Origin of the sequence: Exiguobacterium sp. s181, assembly GCF_018617125.1 — a bacterium.
Lineage (GTDB): Bacteria > Bacillota > Bacilli > Exiguobacteriales > Exiguobacteriaceae > Exiguobacterium > Exiguobacterium profundum.
Genome location: NZ_JACSJM010000002.1, coordinates 832776 through 848260, shown reverse-complemented (window position 1 = coordinate 848260; position 15485 = coordinate 832776). Strand labels below are relative to the sequence as shown.

Here is a 15485-nt window from a genome sequence, read left to right as displayed (position 1 = left end):
ATGGATTATACCATGAACTTTTACGGAATATTCAGTTATTTTTAGACAAAAGAAAAATGCCCGTTCATTGAACGAGCATCCACACCTCTCTACCCTCATCCTCTTCGTCATACAACCATTCTTCAAATCCATACACGCGGATGTCCTGGTCACTCCGAATGACCCATTGGTTTATAAACGTTCTTACATATGGGATTGGAATCCATTTTTGGTGGGATGAATCACGCCGCATAAACGATTGTAACACCTCTTCATCTTCAAACACGAGAAGTTCAGAGTTCCAGAGTGTAGGTAAATCTAGCAGCACGACGACTCGCATTCGTTCATCCACACGCAACTCTACTAGTCGTTTCGCTTCATCGAGCAGAATATGGATGAGTGACTGTTTGATTTTGGCATTGTGTTGAGTATCCATTAAAAAAGTTTGTCCGACCGGAATCTTGGCATACCAATACCCATTATGAAACTCCGTTGGAAGATCCTCATGATTTTCTTGTATATTTCGCTGAAGACGACTTAATTTTCGTTTTAGACCACGCACTTTCCGATGTCTCATTTCAGGATCGACTCGACTTGCTTCATATGGTGTCGGTCATGCTCGATGAACTCCCCGATGATTACATGTAACGAGTAGGGGACACCTTGATGCGGATCATGCGAGACACCATTCGCTGTCGTTTTGTAAGTCAGCGCTTCTTCGCTTAAGGAGTCAAGCATCGTGACGAGTGTTCGCCGACTATTGATGGATTCCTTTAGTACGGTCTCACCTGTCAACTTCTCGGCCCTTTTCGTCGCCCGCGCGTTGAACGAGTCAAAGTCAGGGAATATCATCCCTTCGCCGTTCTTCACCGATGGGATGATGACATTCAACAGATGATTGTCCCAATGGGCGATATGTAAGACGATTTGCTTTATGGACCACTTCTCCGAGTCGCTCTGTTTGTTCCAATCAGATTCACTCAGCTTTTCTAACGTCTTGAGCCATTCTGTGTACGCTGCGAATTCTTGAATAACTTGCATCCAATCCCCTCCACGTTCGCTTTAAATTACTGCGATTATAGCACGAACGAGTCTTTTTAAATCAAAAAACGGCATCGTTCGAGATGAACGATGCCGTGCGTGTCTCTATAACCAGACTGGTAATGAGAAGAAAACTAAGAATAACACGGTCAAGACACCGACGACCGGACTGAGTGACCGGTAGCCCTTTTTGAACAAGACAATCATCGTGTACGCGATGAACCCGAGTCCGATACCATCGACGATGGAATACGTGAACGGGATCATGATGATGACGAGAATCGCCGGGAAGGCATGTTCCCAGTTATCGAGCGGCAGATGCTTCACGTTCTGGAACATCATCATCCCGATGATGATCAACACCGGAGCGATCGCCGTCACAGGAATGATGGCAAAGAGCGGTAGCAATAAGAGCGATACCACATACAATCCAGACGTGACGAACGAAGCGATCCCGCCTCTTGCCCCGACAGATATCCCGGCAGCCACTTCGACCGTCGAGACCGTCGGGCTTGACCCGAACATTGCCCCTGCCATCGTCGAGAGACCTTGCGCTACAAGACCTTTCGGCGCCTCTTCTTTTTTGCCGATTGCCCGTGTCTGATTCTGAATCAAGCTGATGTTTTCAATCAACAAGACGAGCGTAAGCACACCGACCGCGACGAAGAAGAGTGGAGATGTCGACTCGGCGAACGAGATATTCCCAAATACCGTGCCGAACGATTCGAAGAACGGTGTCAACGCGAAGCTTCCCGTCCAATCGAGTGTTCCCATCACGGCACTGAGTCCGACACCGAAACCAATCGTCCATAGGAAGCTGCTCGGCCCCATCTTCAAGAACAGTAAGATGGCGACGAAGAGTGACAGGAATGCGACTTGGACGTCACGCTCCCCGAGATCACCGATGTGAAGCAATGCCCCACCCCCGCCTGAGACGATCCCTGCCGCCTCGAGCCCGATCAAGATGAGGAAAAGGCCGAGACCGACCGTCAATCCGTCATGAATAATCGGCGGGAACGCGTTCGCCAATTTCCTCGCGACTTTGGTGACCGTCAATAGTACGACGAGTACACCTGAGACGAATGAGACGGCGAGCGCACTTTGCCAGCTCAATCCCATCTGTAGGACGAGCGTGTACGTGAAGAGCGCATTAATCCCCATTCCCGGTAACAAGAGAAGCGGTAGATTGAAGAATCCCGCAATCAATGTCCCGATGATGCTTGTCAAAATCGCTCCGACGAGCGCCCCCTCGAACGGGAGTCCGGCTTGTGTCAAGATTGCCGCATGCACGGCCGGGATGTATGCTGTCGCCAGAAAGTTCAGCACGCCCCCGTATGTTTCTGTTTTCCATTCTGTTTGTTTTGCCATAGGAATCAATCCTTTATTGGCACCCTCACCCACCCGTGTATACACACGAGATTGATTATATCCTGTCAGACATCTAACAAGCAAGAGTGATTCGACTCAATTCCTTCTTTGGACCCATTCATGAGACCGATTCCATCAAAAGATTCATTTTATAAAACAGGAACGTTTGTTCTTGTTTTCAGCGCATTTTTGCGAACAAATCTGTTATAATGAAGAAGCAGGTTAACGCAGCAATAGTGGGGTCAGCCGCCAAGTCCACAATGGAGGAAGGCGGTGGTGCGGATGGAACAACTTTGGACCTGGGTTGGGGATTATGTCATGATCCCAATCCTCGCTCCGATCATCGTTCACTTGGTGATTCACCGAACATCCGATCGTGCAACGTCTGAACGCACAAAAAAATGACCCCCTCGGCGCAATGAGATGGGTCACTTTCTGATTCACTAACCATTGTGGCGGCTGGGACCACTCTTAAAGTGGTAGCCTGTAAGCCAGAGGCCGGTGTGTCCAGCACCGGTCTCTTTCTACTTGCATCATATCATACTTGTTCCCATTTTTCAGTAACAGAAACACAAAAACGGTGAAGTTGACGTGACGAATGATAGCTGTCCGTCCGACATCATTCAGAGACCACGTTTCTAAGCCCGTTGTTCAACAGTTCGAGGCAGAGCAAAGCGCTTTGCCTTTTTTAGATTTCATTTATGACTCCTTTAAGAATTCTTTAAATCTGCCATTTACAATGAAGACAGTTCAAATTCTTAGGAGGTTCATTCCCATGTATAATCAGAATTATTCAGTTATGTTCACAATCGAATCAAGGGTCGTTCTCATCCCACTCGCCATCCTCGGACTCATCACGTTACTCGTCTGGTCGTTTCGCAAGAAACATGTAAAAGCCGCACAAACTATTTTACTTCTATCATTCGGGATATACTTATTAGGCGTCCTTCACTTCGTGTTTTTCCCGATTGACGTCAATTTAGGAAAGTATGCGAATCAAGTTCCGTGGTGGAGAACGATTAATTTTATTCCGATTTTGACCATCGATGTGTATTCATTTGTGCTGAATGTCGTGATGTTCCTCCCGTTCGGCTGTTATCTTCCATTTTTGAAACCGTCGATCACGAAAAAAGAAGTACTTAAATTAGGATTACAGTTTAGTCTGATCCTTGAATTGATTCAATTATTGGTGCGCACGACACTAGGCAGTGGACGAAGCACGGATGTGAATGATTTATTGGCAAATGCGTTCGGGGCGCTCTTAGGGTTCTTACTCGTTCGCTTCGTCGTCCAATACGCCCCGTTCCGACGTTTGTATCAGAATTTCCAACTTTAATTCGCGAGGGAGTTTCAGCATGACAAAAATCTTGTTAGTGGATGATGATGTCCAAATCGCAGAACTGATTGATGTGTATGTAAAAAATGACGGGTATCACACGACGATGGCAACCGACGGGAAAATGGCGCTTGACTTGTTCAACCAAGAATCGTTTGACTTAATCATTTTAGATTGGATGATGCCTCGGATGGATGGGCTTGAATTTTGTAAGCGGGTGCGCCAGACGAGCCAAATTCCGATCTTAATGGTCAGTGCCAAAGTGGGTGATATGGATAAGATATTGGGATTGACGACGGGAGTCGATGACTACATCATCAAACCGTTCAATCCGCTCGAGTTGATGGCACGTATTAAAGCATTGCTGCGCCGTTCAAACTATAACCGACCAAGCGAGTCCTCAAGTGTACAAGCTGGCCCTTTCCTCATCGATCGAGCCAGCCACACCGTCATGATACAAGAGCAGACGATTCGATTGACTGCACGTGAATTTGAGATTTTGTATTTACTGGCGAAACATAAAGGCCGGGTGTATAGCTCTGAAGAAATATTTGAGGCTGTCTGGCAAGAGCATGGGGTCGGGTCGAACCAGACGGTGATGGTTCATATCAGTAACATCCGCGAGAAATTACATGCTGTCGTGCCACATGAGGTCATCATTCATACGGTGTGGGGAGTGGGATATAAAATTGAGACATAATATCTGGCGCGTCATCACGTTCATCCCGATGTGGAAACGTCTGCTGTATGTAGTTATTGCTTTCGGGGTCGCCACATTGAGCGGTATGCTGTTACTGCCTGTCGTCTGGTACTTTGAAGAGTCATCACGATTTATGGAGAGTCTGATCATCGTGTTGTCGTATTTCCGTGAAGGTGTGTTCTTCCTATTTTATAGTTTGATGGTCGCCGTTTGTCTTGTGTTGATTTATCAATATGAGCGTAAACGATATTTACAGTTTCACATTGAGCGGATGACTTCACTTGTCGAAGAACTCCACGCCGACCGTGATTCGGTTGAACCATCTGTCCCGCCAGAGCTAGAACGATTGATGGCAACCGTACGCGCCATCTCGGACAGTGCGGCAAAAGCGGAGCAGGAAGTGCTTCAAGCGGATCGGTTGAAACATGAGCTCGTGACGAACGTCGCCCACGACTTGCGCTCCCCCCTCACGTCAATCACGGGTTATCTTGACTTGATTCACAGCGACCGTTACCGGGACGAGGTGGAGTTGCGTCATTACATCCAAGTCATCCATGAGAACGCGACCCATCTGAAAGGCTTGATTAACGATATCTTTGACTATACATTTCTGCAAAACGACCGGATCGCCCTCCAGACAAGCGAGGTCCGTCTCGATGAATTGCTCAATCAGCTCATCATGCAGTCGACGTTACGTCTCTCGGAAGTTGGAATGGAAGCTCGATTCAGCTCCTCAGCCGAACGTCCCATCGTGGAAGGGGATGCGTTGAAGCTCGTCCGTGTGTTTGAGAATATACTCGAGAATGCGATTCGTTACGGGCGTGACGGAACGTATATCGATATGTTCATCGATGATACGGATGAAGCGGTCCTTATCAACATGACGAACTATGGCGAGGAGGCCATCCCCTCCCGTGACATCCCTTACGTGTTTGAGCGATTTTTTAGAGTGGAACAGTCACGTGCGCATTACACCGGTGGATCAGGTCTCGGTCTCGCCATCGCCAAGTCCATCATCGATTTACACGAGGGCGAGATTCACGTAACGAGCCAACCAAGAGAAACAACGTTCACAATCATTCTCCCAAAAGTCTCTCCTCATGCTGTTCATGAGAAAGCATGACCCGTGTGACCTACACGCGCAATGCTTTTTTTCGTGCTCACGCAAAAGATGATCAACTTCAAGCTCATGATTGTGCGATTGCATGAAGACGATATAAAAAGACAAGCCCAATCGCACTACGCGACTGGGCTCGTCGATAATCGGGCGTTAACCCGGTGTTTTCATATCTTCCTCTACCGTATAGCGAGAGAACCAGTGCAACATGGCTTCTGCCTCTTGCTTCGGGATGTCCTCGATCATCTCATTCGACAACAAGCCACCCCGTGTCGAGAACAGGACGTTACATACATCGAAACGGCGTTGGAGCGGTGTCTGAGTCACTTGGACCTGTTCGATTCGCGGCTTGTCCGTCAAGAATGAACTGACGTTGAAGGCCCCGGTCCGCAGCTCAATGAACTGACCATTACGAGCGTAACGCGTCGTCACATAGCTCAACAGTCGACCGCCGATGATGATGGCCCACAACAGGACGAGCCACCAGGCGTAATCGCGGAAGAAGTACAGAACGACACCCGAGACGAGGATTCCGACCCAGCTGATGCGTAGCAGTTTGACCCAGAGCGAACGTTTTGGCAAGCGATGAAGCGTGTCAGACCACACGAACTGGTCGAAGTGCTCGTTTAACACGGTCATCGCCCGCTCCCGTTTCACGAACGGGAGGATGGTTGACGACTCGTCTTTCAAGTCGTCAACCATCCTCCCGGCCGCGACGAGTTCGACACCTACGATGTTGAACCAGCGCCGGATGAACGTCTCTTTGACACGGACCGCTTGAATCTTCTCGTATGGGATCTCTTTGGCGGAACGGTTGAGCAGTCCTTTCTCAACGCGGATGCGGTCCCCGCGTCGTTCGAGCCGGAAATTCCCGTACTTCAAGAAGTTGATGACCATGCCGATGACGACCGACAACATCAGGACCGACAAGACGAGCAGACCGATCGCGATGATTGACGCGTGGACGACCCAATCGCCGATCGTATCGAACGTGCCATCGAGATTGATGAAGTCATCGATCGACGAGATGATTGTCGAAGCGACCGGGAAGATGGCGAATACCGATAGTGACGTCAACGAGGCGATGATGATCTCTCTGGTCGAGAGGGCGTACAGTAAACGGCTCGCCGGTTTTTCAATCACCACCTGTGTTTCGGTCGCGTCTGTCTCCCCTTCTGCCAGTACGTCGGTTTCGGTCTTCCGGTGACGGACCTGGTCGAGGATGTCCTCGAGCCGTTTTGCCTCATTCGGGAAGACGCCCGACAATTTGAACGAGGCGTCGTCACTGTTCGCGTTCGTATCGAACGTCAATTCGACGACCCCGAGCAGCCGGTACAGGAATGGGCTGTTCGAGTGGACGCTCTGAATCTTATAGAGCGGCAACGACTTCTCTTTCTTGATCCAGTTACCGTCGATGACATATACCGTCTTCTCGTCGAGCGCATAACGGAAGTTGAGCCAGCCGAAGAACTTCTGCAAAATATCGAGCAAGAGGAACAGCAGAATCCCGACGCGCAGGATGATACCGAACGTCGAACTCCAGTCATTGTTGATGACGAACAACAACACGAGCGGGATGATGAACGACTTGATGACCTCTAAGACACGCAACAGCAAGACGCGACTCGGCAGGCGATGCCATGTGAGGGCGGCTTCCGTCATATGACATCCTCCTCCTCGATGCGGGCATAGACCGCAATCTGTTCACGGAGCGACTTCGCGAACGATTCTTCAATCGCGTAGATGTCATGTGACCCGGCGGCCGTACCGATTGTGATCGTCTGCAGACCGTACTTTCGAAGCAGCGGTCCTTGTTGGGCGTGGACGTATTGTACTTTCGTCATCGGGATCAACACATCGTGCGTCGTGATGATGCCGTGATGCAGGCGAATCTCGAGTGGTTTCACGTCATACGTGAACCGCTCTTGCTTCCACTTTTGGAACCAGATGAGATCAATCAGGCTATAGACGACATCGATGACAAGTAGCACGATCAAACCAATCTGTATCCAAGTCGACCAGTCGAACCAGTAAGCGGCCGCCACGAGAGCTCCTGTGACGAGAAGTCCGATGAGATAAAAAATCGCACTTGATAACCGAAAGACCGACCGTGCCTCAATCGGAAGCGTTCCGCTGATTCGTTGTGGTGTGACACCTTCTTCAGGTGTCGGTGTTGTTTCTGACATGGTGAATCCCCCTATCGTTCATATGTATCTGTCTCTATTGTATACGTGTTTCTTCTCGAAAAGTTTCAGGATTCGGTCGGGAATGTACTTAAGCGTGCATATAACTCATCAAATATAGACTGATCCTCTATTTCGAAAGCTTGTTTTAATCGATGGATGGCTGCTAACCCTGCCACTTTCAAATCATCCGTCAGCTTTCCCGTCATTTTTATGGAAGCAAACGCACCCGCGACGATGACTTGATCACATGTATAGGCATATTCATACGTTGACCAATCTTCTGGACCGGAAACATCTCGATCAATCCAACTTTCAATTAAGGCGTAAGCGTATGAAAGATAACAAAGGTCTCTATCCTTTCGGAGCACTTCTTCGTACATAGCCAATGCATCGGCTCCAGCATCATTCCCGAACGGAGCATATTCTTCCGTACAATCCACATAGAATTCATCGTTGAAACATTCCTGATATTTCGGATGAGAGGTCAGAAAACTCGGTCCAACTTCCGGGTCATCCACATACATATGTTTGTTCCAATCAAAAGGGGATTCAACATATCCTTTTCTCAATTTTTGACGAATGAGTTTTTCCGCTTCTTTCATACATTCCGAATCGGATTCAAAAGATTTTACTTGTACCTTTCCGATTGTCCCAATTTTTCCGTAGTTTACAGCAAATTCATCACCTATAACGATGATGTTCCAATACTTTGTGATGTGTTGAAAAGACTTCTTCATCCTCAATGCCCTCTCTTCTATACGAAAAATAACTCTCTTAAAAAACGAGCCGAATATCGGCCCGATTCTCAGTCTTCAAAAAACCATTTCTTACGTGGTTCCACTTTTAGGTTGTCTCCATGTTTCTTCATTTCAGTGACAAGGTAGCGTTCGAGTTCATTCATTGCTTTGACCCAGTCAGTCATCGTCGCCACGAGCGGCACGACGATGAGAATGAGTTCTTCCTCTTCTTCTCTCATCTTCTCAATCATTAACTTCGCAAAGTCAAAGTTCTCATGGATGAGATCCTCTTCTCGATCGATGAGGTGCTCGTTCTCGAGCTCGTAGGCTGAAAACAGACGCTCATGTCGACGCAACAAGTGACGAATGTGGCGATACAGCTCTTCGCTCAATTGTGGAGGAAGTTGTTCAATCGTATGAAAATCATGATCGAGCTTCTCGATGACATGGAGCGCGGCACGGTTCGTCTCAATCATTTTAGACTTCAGGACAGCTCGACGGAAGATCGGGGTCTTCTTCTCAAGCCATCGATTCGCTTTAATTTCTTCTTCAAAATAGGCATACGTTTGTTTTGAGTCGCTATGCAACTTTTTCGCCTCTGGTAACGAGTCGAATGAGGAGCGGCCGCCTTCCGTCTCCGCAAACAAGCGTGCGATCCGAACAACCATTTGAAATGTGTCGGTGATTTGGGCTTCGAGTTTCCGTTCGTAGCGAGGTGGGAATAACAGTGCATTCACAATCAATGCGACCGTAATCCCCATCATAATAAGTAGATAACGTTCACCCGCAAACACCCACACTGGCATATCCGACTGGCTCGCCCCTTCCATGATGAGAATCGTCGTCAAGATGACGGTCCGTGTCGTCGATTCTAAATTTAAAAAGAGAAGAATGGAGATGGCGATGATGATGACGAATCCGATAGCGATTGGTGTCGGATTCGGAGTGAGTAGCAGAAATAAGACGGAGAGTAATGCTCCAATCAGGTTCCCTTTCATCTCTTCAATTAATCGTAGTCCGGTCTGATAGACAGACGGAAGCAGTGCGAGCGATGCGGCCAGTGCCGGGACGACGATTTGTTGGAATTGAAATGCCTCGGCAATCAGCAAGACGATTGCGACCGATAGTCCGGTCTTAATAGTTCTAGCCCCAAATTTCATGTAGTGGTGCCTTCCTCTCTTACACCTGTCATATGTATTTTTTGCCTTCTTCTTCAATTCTAAAACGTACCATATTCTTTTCAAGTGGAAATGAACCATTTCAGGCAGTTTTGTGAACGCTTCCGTGTTATGATGGCGTTGGATATTTCTTTCATCTTGATGGGGAGGGGTTTACTTGTCAACAATTGCTTTATTCGGCGGAAGTGGCCGTACAGGGGAACGGATACTTGAGCGATTATTAAATCAAGGACATGACGTCAAACTTTTAACAAGACATTCGATGGATTCTAAGGAGGGTGTCAACCAAATCATCGGAGACGCGACGGACCAAGCAGCAGTACGAGAAACGGTTCAATCTGCAGACGTCGTCATCTCGGCGTTAGGGACGGACAAACAGAACGTATTGTCTACATTCACACCACTCGTGATCGAAGCGATGAAACAATTTAAGGTAACACGCATCATCACGGTCGGGACCGCCGGCATCTTACAGGCTCATGATAGCGACAACTATCGCTTTGAAACGAAAGAATCGAAGCGTACGATGACAACCGCAGCCGAAGATCATGCCCGTGCTTATGAGTTATTACGGGATTCAGGTTTAGCCTTCACAATCATATGTCCGACTCAACTGATCGATGAGCAATCGGACGGAGACATCATCATCTCAAAAAAGGTATTAGGCACGAAACAATCAGGTCCAATCTCGAGGAACGATGTCGCCGATTTAGCAATGGATTGTTTAACGAATGATGCATATGTCGGACACCGTGTCGGCATCACGACGGAATCATAATTAGGGGATGGGAAACATGCACGAACAACGAGAACAATTAGCACGACTCGCTTTAACGTTTGAACAAGAGGAGATGACGGACGCTGCACGACTCGCTCGGACAGCCCTACAAAAAGTAACGAATGAAGAAGTATGGATTGCCGTCTGTGGTCACTTCTCAGCCGGGAAGTCGACATTGCTCAACGACTGGCTAGAGGACGGATTCCTTCCGACAAGTCCGATTCCGACAAGTGCCAATATCGTCACGTTGCGGGGTGGAGAATCAGCGGCAGCCGTCGCGATCAATGATACGGATTGGATTTCATTAGACGCTTCTTCCCTATCAAACATCAGTGACTATTGCAAAGTCGAGGAAATTAAGGAAGTCGAGTATACGATTGACCGATTCCCGTTTGATGAACACGTCGTGTTGATGGATACGCCAGGGATTGACTCAACGGATGAACGACATCGCCAAGCGACGGAGCGCTCGCTCTTCTTGGCCGATCACTTGTTCTTCATGATGGACTACAACCATGTCCAATCGGAACAAAACATCGGGCTGATGAAACAATTTAGCCGGGAAGGTCGTCCCTATTCCATCATCATTAACCAAATCGACAAGCATGATGAGGATGAGCTTTCCTTTGTGGACTTCAAAGCCTCATTGACGAAGGCGTTCCGTCATCATGACATCATACCAAATGACACGTTCTACATCTCACTTCGTGATTTGAAGCATCCACATAACGAAGTCGAGCGCTTGCGGTCGTATGTGCGACAAGTCATCACGGACTCGAGACAGCAGCAAGTCGAGCATGCGGATGCATTGATTCATACGCTAGTCCGCCGCAACGAAACATCGATTCAATCGACGTTGGATCAATTGCCAACTTATGAAAAGAGTCCGAAGGAAATGCAGTCACGTCTACATCGCCTTGAGAAGAAACGGGCATGGTGGACATCATTCCGTCGCGAATTTTTCAAACATCAGGCACCAATCGTCGAAAGTGCACCGATCATGACTTATGAGTTCCGTGAGTTATTACGCTCTTATCTCGAGAGTTGTTCTCCTTCTTTCAAGGTCGGACTATTGTTCTCGAAAGAGAAGACGAAGCAGGAACGAGCTCGTCGTGAGGAAGTGGCCGCCAAAGAGTTCAACCGTCTGATTGATATGAACTTACGACCGCACCTCGTGAAGTACGCGGAAGACATCATCCGAGATTTGAAACTTCCAGAGACCTTGCTACCGAAAGGCGATGTCCTCCCGATTGCACCGAGCTCACTCATCACCGAACAAGTGAAATCCGGCGCATCCCTAAGTGGTGACACGGTGTTACAGTTCAGTCGTGACATCGAGACGGCCCTTGCGTCATGGGTGACGAAAGTATCTGAACCTTGGGTCCATTCGACGGATACGTACATAAAAGCGGAAGTCGACATGCGCTTGGAACAATTTACGACTGAAGAGGAAGCGTTGTATGAAGCGCTCGATACGGAAGCGTTACGGATTCGTCTTTCGAACCGTCTGAATGCTATCGGTCAATATGAAGCGTTGCAACTTGATTCAAATCAGTTAAATCAGTTGGCCGTTCGAAACTATGTCGATGCAACGTGTCTCCCTGAAAAACAGTCGAATGTTGTTGAATCAGAGGTTGCATCGACGTCGATTTTAGATGATGATCATGACTTATTTGATTTTGATTTTTCTTATGAGAATACGGTATGTGAAATATTAGATAATCACCCATTGTTCCGCTCCCGAGTCTCGACATTACGTAAGAAAATCGAACGTGCGAAGCATGAGCAATATACGTTCGCCATCTTCGGTGCGTTTTCGGCCGGAAAATCGTCGACCCTCAATGCCCTTCTCGGGGAGATGGTTCTACCGACCTCACCGAACCCATTGACGGCATCGATCACAAAAATCGTACCGCCAGATGGTCGGACAAATCGAACGGCGATGATCACCTTCAAATCACGGGATGAACTTGAAGATGAGCTGCAAGGTTACGGGACTTCCCTCACCTCGCTCGATGTCGACCACCCGTTCGTCAATGCGGTAAAGGCGGCACCGCTCGATTATCTCGGACAAACGGAAATCGTCGACTATGACACGTTCTGCGCGTTCGTCGCACAAGAAGAGAAAAGCTGTATCGTGAAAGAAATTGAACTGTATTTCGACTCTCCTTGGGCACGACGTGGCATCGTCTTCGTCGATACGCCTGGTGCCGATTCGCAGTTCAATCGTCATAGCGAGGTACAGTTCGGCTACATGCGTGACGCGGACGCCGTCTTGTTCGTCACGTATTATAATCATGCGTTCACCGAAGCGGACCGGGAGCTCGTCATTCAGCTCGGACGGGTCCAGGGGACAGGAGATCACGAGATGTTCTTCCTCGTGAACGCCTCTGATCTTGCGACAGATGACGAGGAGCGGGATGCGGTCACAAGCTATGTCTCACAACAGTTGACCGCGCTCGGTGTCCGCAGACCAAGCGTCATCCCCATTTCAAGCCGAAACGCCATGAATGGGGATGACGAAGGATTCGATCGATTCGTCTCGACACTTGAACGCTATGTCGACAAAGACCTTCGTCTCGGCAACGCAATGCGTATACAGGAAGAAACGACGGCGCTACTTGCTACATTTGATCGTGTTTTGAACGAAGCGAAAGAAGACGCGTCGGCGAGAGAACATCGTCGCCAACAATTGATTGCTTTACTCGAGAACCCACCGGCACTCGATATGTCAGCACTCATTGACCTGTTTGATCGGGAATCGAAAGAACTCCTCGCCCACCTCGAGACGCGTTCGCTCCTCCGCCTCTCCGACTTCGTCAAGGAGACGTTCCATCCGGTCGAGGTCGACGGATCGAGAAAGAGCCTGGAGCGCGCACTCGGACGGACACTCGACAAATACGCCTACGATATCCAGCAAGAGCTCCAAGTGTTCCAGTATCGGTTGGAGCGATATGTTAAACGCGAATTCGTAGCCTTGGTCGAACGGTTGACCGAGCGTCATGCGTCGCTCCTTCCGACGCTTGAATTTGACCATGACCTCGACGTGGCATGGTTACGAGAGGCTGTCGAACCGATTCATCTCGAGACATCACCTTATCAGTCGGTATTGAAGCGCTATAAGAATGCGAGTCAATTTTTCGAGGGAGACGGACGGACGCAACTGAAGGATGAGTTGACCTCACTTCTTCGCGATATGATTCGGTCGCGTCTTGAAACGATTCATACGAAGCAAATCGAACGGGCCAACACGGAAATCAGTAAAGCTGAAGTCGAGATTGAACGAGAGTGGTCGACTCAATTGAAAGAACTTACCGATGCAGAGCTCAGCATGTTGACGGACAACCATTCCTTTGATGAGATGTATGAACGTCTCGAATCGCTCAGAAAGGAAACGGTATGAACACATTACTGCTCATCGGACTCATTCCCGCTGTCGTTATGACGATTGTTCTGGGGCTGTTTCTGAGATATCTCTATTTGAACAAAGAATAACGGGAACGGTCCTCGATGCGCACATGACATCGAGGACCGTTTTAAGTTTGTATTTATTTGTCTGCTGGATAGGCCACGCCAAGCTGTGTTCGAACGTTCGTCATCACATCAGCAAGACGAATCATGTCATTTACTGTATGTACAACTGTTTCCGAAGCACTAGCTTCGATCGCACGGACGAACGCTTCGATCTCATATGACATCGGAGCATTCTGTGATTCTGATACGATTTCTGACGTGCCATCTCGCAACTCTAGACGGACTTCATCACACGTCGCAATATCGTCGATGACGATGCGTCCTTTTTCCCCGATGATCTCAGAAGGAGTCGATGTCGCATGGATCTTTGAATGCATGATGATCACATCCAAATCGTCATAAGAGAGAATGACCGTTCCGCTCCCGTCCACTCCCGATTCCAGCTTCACCCCGCTCGCCTGGATCTCATTCGGCTGACCGAACAGTTTCAAAGCAGGCCCGAGGAGATAGACACCGAGGTCCATCAACGAGCCGTTCGAAAAATCAGGGTTGAATGTGTTCGGATTCTCCCCTTGTTTATAGAGGTCGTATCGTGAAGAATACTGTGATTTATTGAAGACGGCCCGACGCACCGGAGCAATTCGCTCCATCGCCTGTTGAACCCGTTCAAGGTTCGGCATGAACAGATTTCGTAGTGCTTCAAGTAAGACGACCTCGTTCTCCTTCGCGACTTCAATCATACGAGTGACTTCCTGGACGTTCGAGGCGAGCGGTTTTTCACAGAGGACGTGTTTGCCATGCTGCATGAATAAGATGCTCTGTTCGGCGTGAAGTGAGTTCGGGCTCGCAATATAGATGGCATCGATGACATCACTCTGAGCCATTTCTTCAAGTGACGTGAACGTATGTAAGATGGAGTGATTTTCTGCGTATTCTTTAACACGTGATTCCGTGCGCGAGTAGAGTGCTGTCACTTCTACGTCATCCAACTGATTGATTGTGTCAATAAACCAGTCTGTGATGAAATTTGTACCAATGATGCCAAAACGGATCATGTGAATTCCTCATTTCTGTTCTTTCAGTTTTTTGATGAGTAAAATTTCATCCAATAAAGGAATCTTATCATATCCGACATGTGGGATTGTCGCTTTCAGTTTTCTTGCCCGCGTCACCGCATCATGAATGATTCGTTCTAGACGATAGCCACGACGTTGATAAAAGCCAAGCGCTCTCAAATTATCATTGGTTGTGATGACGATTAATTGCTTAACTCCGTGCTGCATACCAATTTCTTCAACAGCATGGAGTAAGTGAGAGCCGATCCCACTATTCTCTATCAGACTATCAACAGATATGATTTCTACTTCTTCATCCCGAATAACATACGTAACAAGACCGTGAATTTGATTTGTTTTCATGTAGACAAATCCTTCGAGCTCTGCACAATCGTATGTTCCCGAAGAAACGACCATTTGAGTTGAACCCCAATGTTTAACAAAAAAATTGCAAATATCTTCTTGCATACTAGTATTGATTGGTACAATCATTTAGTTCATCCTGGTCTATAAATGATTAAAAAATAAGGTATTTG

Annotated in this window: 15 protein-coding genes; 6 read left to right on the top strand and 9 right to left on the bottom strand. The window is 48.1% G+C overall.

From position 1 onward, the window contains the following. Window positions 1–64 precede the first annotated feature (64 nt). The 3 genes from KNO70_RS10805 to KNO70_RS10795 form a co-directional block, all read right to left on the bottom strand. Entirely contained in the window at window positions 65–541 is a 477-nt protein-coding gene (locus KNO70_RS10805; protein WP_214812584.1) for a DUF3916 domain-containing protein, read from the bottom strand. A gap of 11 nt (window positions 542–552) precedes the next feature. Continuing rightward, entirely contained in the window at window positions 553–1020 is a 468-nt protein-coding gene (locus KNO70_RS10800; RefSeq protein ID WP_214812582.1) for a DinB family protein, read from the bottom strand. Between the two features lie 105 nt (window positions 1021–1125). Beyond that, window positions 1126–2388, bottom strand: a complete 1263-nt coding sequence (locus KNO70_RS10795) for an NCS2 family permease (RefSeq protein ID WP_214688735.1) — start codon at window positions 2386–2388, stop codon at window positions 1126–1128. Window positions 2389–2670: 282 nt separating this feature from the next. On the opposite strand from KNO70_RS10795, the gene KNO70_RS16255 reads away from it, so the two are divergent. The 4 genes from KNO70_RS16255 to KNO70_RS10780 all read left to right on the top strand — a co-directional run bounded on the left by KNO70_RS16255 (window position 2671) and on the right by KNO70_RS10780 (window position 5547). Continuing rightward, complete coding sequence (locus KNO70_RS16255; protein ID WP_255349577.1) at window positions 2671–2793, top strand: hypothetical protein; 123 nt, start codon at window positions 2671–2673, stop codon at window positions 2791–2793. A gap of 370 nt (window positions 2794–3163) precedes the next feature. Further along, complete coding sequence (locus tag KNO70_RS10790) at window positions 3164–3724, top strand: VanZ family protein (RefSeq protein WP_214688737.1); 561 nt, start codon at window positions 3164–3166, stop codon at window positions 3722–3724. A 19-nt stretch (window positions 3725–3743) separates the two neighbouring features. Further along, window positions 3744–4424, top strand: coding sequence for a response regulator transcription factor (locus KNO70_RS10785; protein ID WP_214688739.1), 681 nt, complete (start codon window positions 3744–3746; stop codon window positions 4422–4424). Continuing rightward, window positions 4414–5547: a sensor histidine kinase gene (locus KNO70_RS10780; RefSeq protein ID WP_251030097.1), complete on the top strand. Its 1134-nt coding sequence runs from the start codon at window positions 4414–4416 to the stop codon at window positions 5545–5547. The genes KNO70_RS10785 and KNO70_RS10780 overlap by 11 nt, the downstream gene beginning before the upstream one ends. A gap of 147 nt (window positions 5548–5694) precedes the next feature. Here the strand turns inward: KNO70_RS10780 and KNO70_RS10775 are convergent, their stop codons facing one another. The 4 genes from KNO70_RS10775 to KNO70_RS10760 form a co-directional block, all read right to left on the bottom strand. Next, window positions 5695–7203, bottom strand: a complete 1509-nt coding sequence (locus KNO70_RS10775; protein ID WP_214812574.1) for a PH domain-containing protein — start codon at window positions 7201–7203, stop codon at window positions 5695–5697. Further along, window positions 7200–7727: a PH domain-containing protein gene (locus tag KNO70_RS10770; RefSeq protein ID WP_214688743.1), complete on the bottom strand. Its 528-nt coding sequence runs from the start codon at window positions 7725–7727 to the stop codon at window positions 7200–7202. The genes KNO70_RS10775 and KNO70_RS10770 overlap by 4 nt, the downstream gene beginning before the upstream one ends. A 65-nt stretch (window positions 7728–7792) precedes the next feature. After that, window positions 7793–8464, bottom strand: coding sequence for a WGR domain-containing protein (locus KNO70_RS10765; protein WP_214688745.1), 672 nt, complete (start codon window positions 8462–8464; stop codon window positions 7793–7795). Between the two features lie 68 nt (window positions 8465–8532). After that, the gene (locus KNO70_RS10760; RefSeq protein WP_214731449.1) at window positions 8533–9624 is read right to left on the bottom strand and encodes an FUSC family protein; all 1092 of its coding nucleotides are present in this window, start codon (window positions 9622–9624) and stop codon (window positions 8533–8535) included. Between the two features lie 175 nt (window positions 9625–9799). On the opposite strand from KNO70_RS10760, the gene KNO70_RS10755 reads away from it, so the two are divergent. Together KNO70_RS10755 and KNO70_RS10750 are read left to right on the top strand one after the other, a co-directional pair. After that, window positions 9800–10420: an NAD(P)-dependent oxidoreductase gene (locus KNO70_RS10755; RefSeq protein WP_214731447.1), complete on the top strand. Its 621-nt coding sequence runs from the start codon at window positions 9800–9802 to the stop codon at window positions 10418–10420. 16 nt (window positions 10421–10436) lie between these two features. Then, on the top strand, window positions 10437–13823 hold the full coding sequence (locus tag KNO70_RS10750; RefSeq protein WP_214812562.1) for a dynamin family protein: 3387 nt from the start codon (window positions 10437–10439) through the stop codon (window positions 13821–13823). Window positions 13824–13968: 145 nt separating this feature from the next. On the opposite strand, the gene KNO70_RS10745 is transcribed toward KNO70_RS10750, so the two are convergent. Further along, complete coding sequence (locus KNO70_RS10745) at window positions 13969–14949, bottom strand: Gfo/Idh/MocA family protein (protein WP_214812553.1); 981 nt, start codon at window positions 14947–14949, stop codon at window positions 13969–13971. Window positions 14950–14958: 9 nt separating this feature from the next. Beyond that, a complete protein-coding gene (locus tag KNO70_RS10740; protein ID WP_251030096.1) occupies window positions 14959–15441 on the bottom strand; it encodes a GNAT family N-acetyltransferase in 483 nt (160 codons plus the stop codon). Window positions 15442–15485 lie beyond the last annotated feature (44 nt).

What these genes read in the sequence shown, in the direction of transcription:
- KNO70_RS10745 (WP_214812553.1), bottom strand. Translation starts at nt 14,949, where the DNA reads ATGATCCGTTTTGGCATCATTGGTACAAATTTCATCACAGACTGGTTT.
- KNO70_RS10770 (WP_214688743.1), bottom strand. Translation starts at nt 7,727, where the DNA reads ATGTCAGAAACAACACCGACACCTGAAGAAGGTGTCACACCACAACGA.
- KNO70_RS10775 (WP_214812574.1), bottom strand. Translation starts at nt 7,203, where the DNA reads ATGACGGAAGCCGCCCTCACATGGCATCGCCTGCCGAGTCGCGTCTTG.
- KNO70_RS10760 (WP_214731449.1), bottom strand. Translation starts at nt 9,624, where the DNA reads ATGAAATTTGGGGCTAGAACTATTAAGACCGGACTATCGGTCGCAATC.
- KNO70_RS10740 (WP_251030096.1), bottom strand. Translation starts at nt 15,441, where the DNA reads ATGATTGTACCAATCAATACTAGTATGCAAGAAGATATTTGCAATTTT.
- KNO70_RS10750 (WP_214812562.1), top strand. Translation starts at nt 10,437, where the DNA reads ATGCACGAACAACGAGAACAATTAGCACGACTCGCTTTAACGTTTGAA.
- KNO70_RS10800 (WP_214812582.1), bottom strand. Translation starts at nt 1,020, where the DNA reads ATGCAAGTTATTCAAGAATTCGCAGCGTACACAGAATGGCTCAAGACG.
- KNO70_RS10790 (WP_214688737.1), top strand. Translation starts at nt 3,164, where the DNA reads ATGTATAATCAGAATTATTCAGTTATGTTCACAATCGAATCAAGGGTC.
- KNO70_RS10765 (WP_214688745.1), bottom strand. Translation starts at nt 8,464, where the DNA reads ATGAAGAAGTCTTTTCAACACATCACAAAGTATTGGAACATCATCGTT.
- KNO70_RS16255 (WP_255349577.1), top strand. Translation starts at nt 2,671, where the DNA reads ATGGAACAACTTTGGACCTGGGTTGGGGATTATGTCATGATCCCAATC.
- KNO70_RS10785 (WP_214688739.1), top strand. Translation starts at nt 3,744, where the DNA reads ATGACAAAAATCTTGTTAGTGGATGATGATGTCCAAATCGCAGAACTG.
- KNO70_RS10795 (WP_214688735.1), bottom strand. Translation starts at nt 2,388, where the DNA reads ATGGCAAAACAAACAGAATGGAAAACAGAAACATACGGGGGCGTGCTG.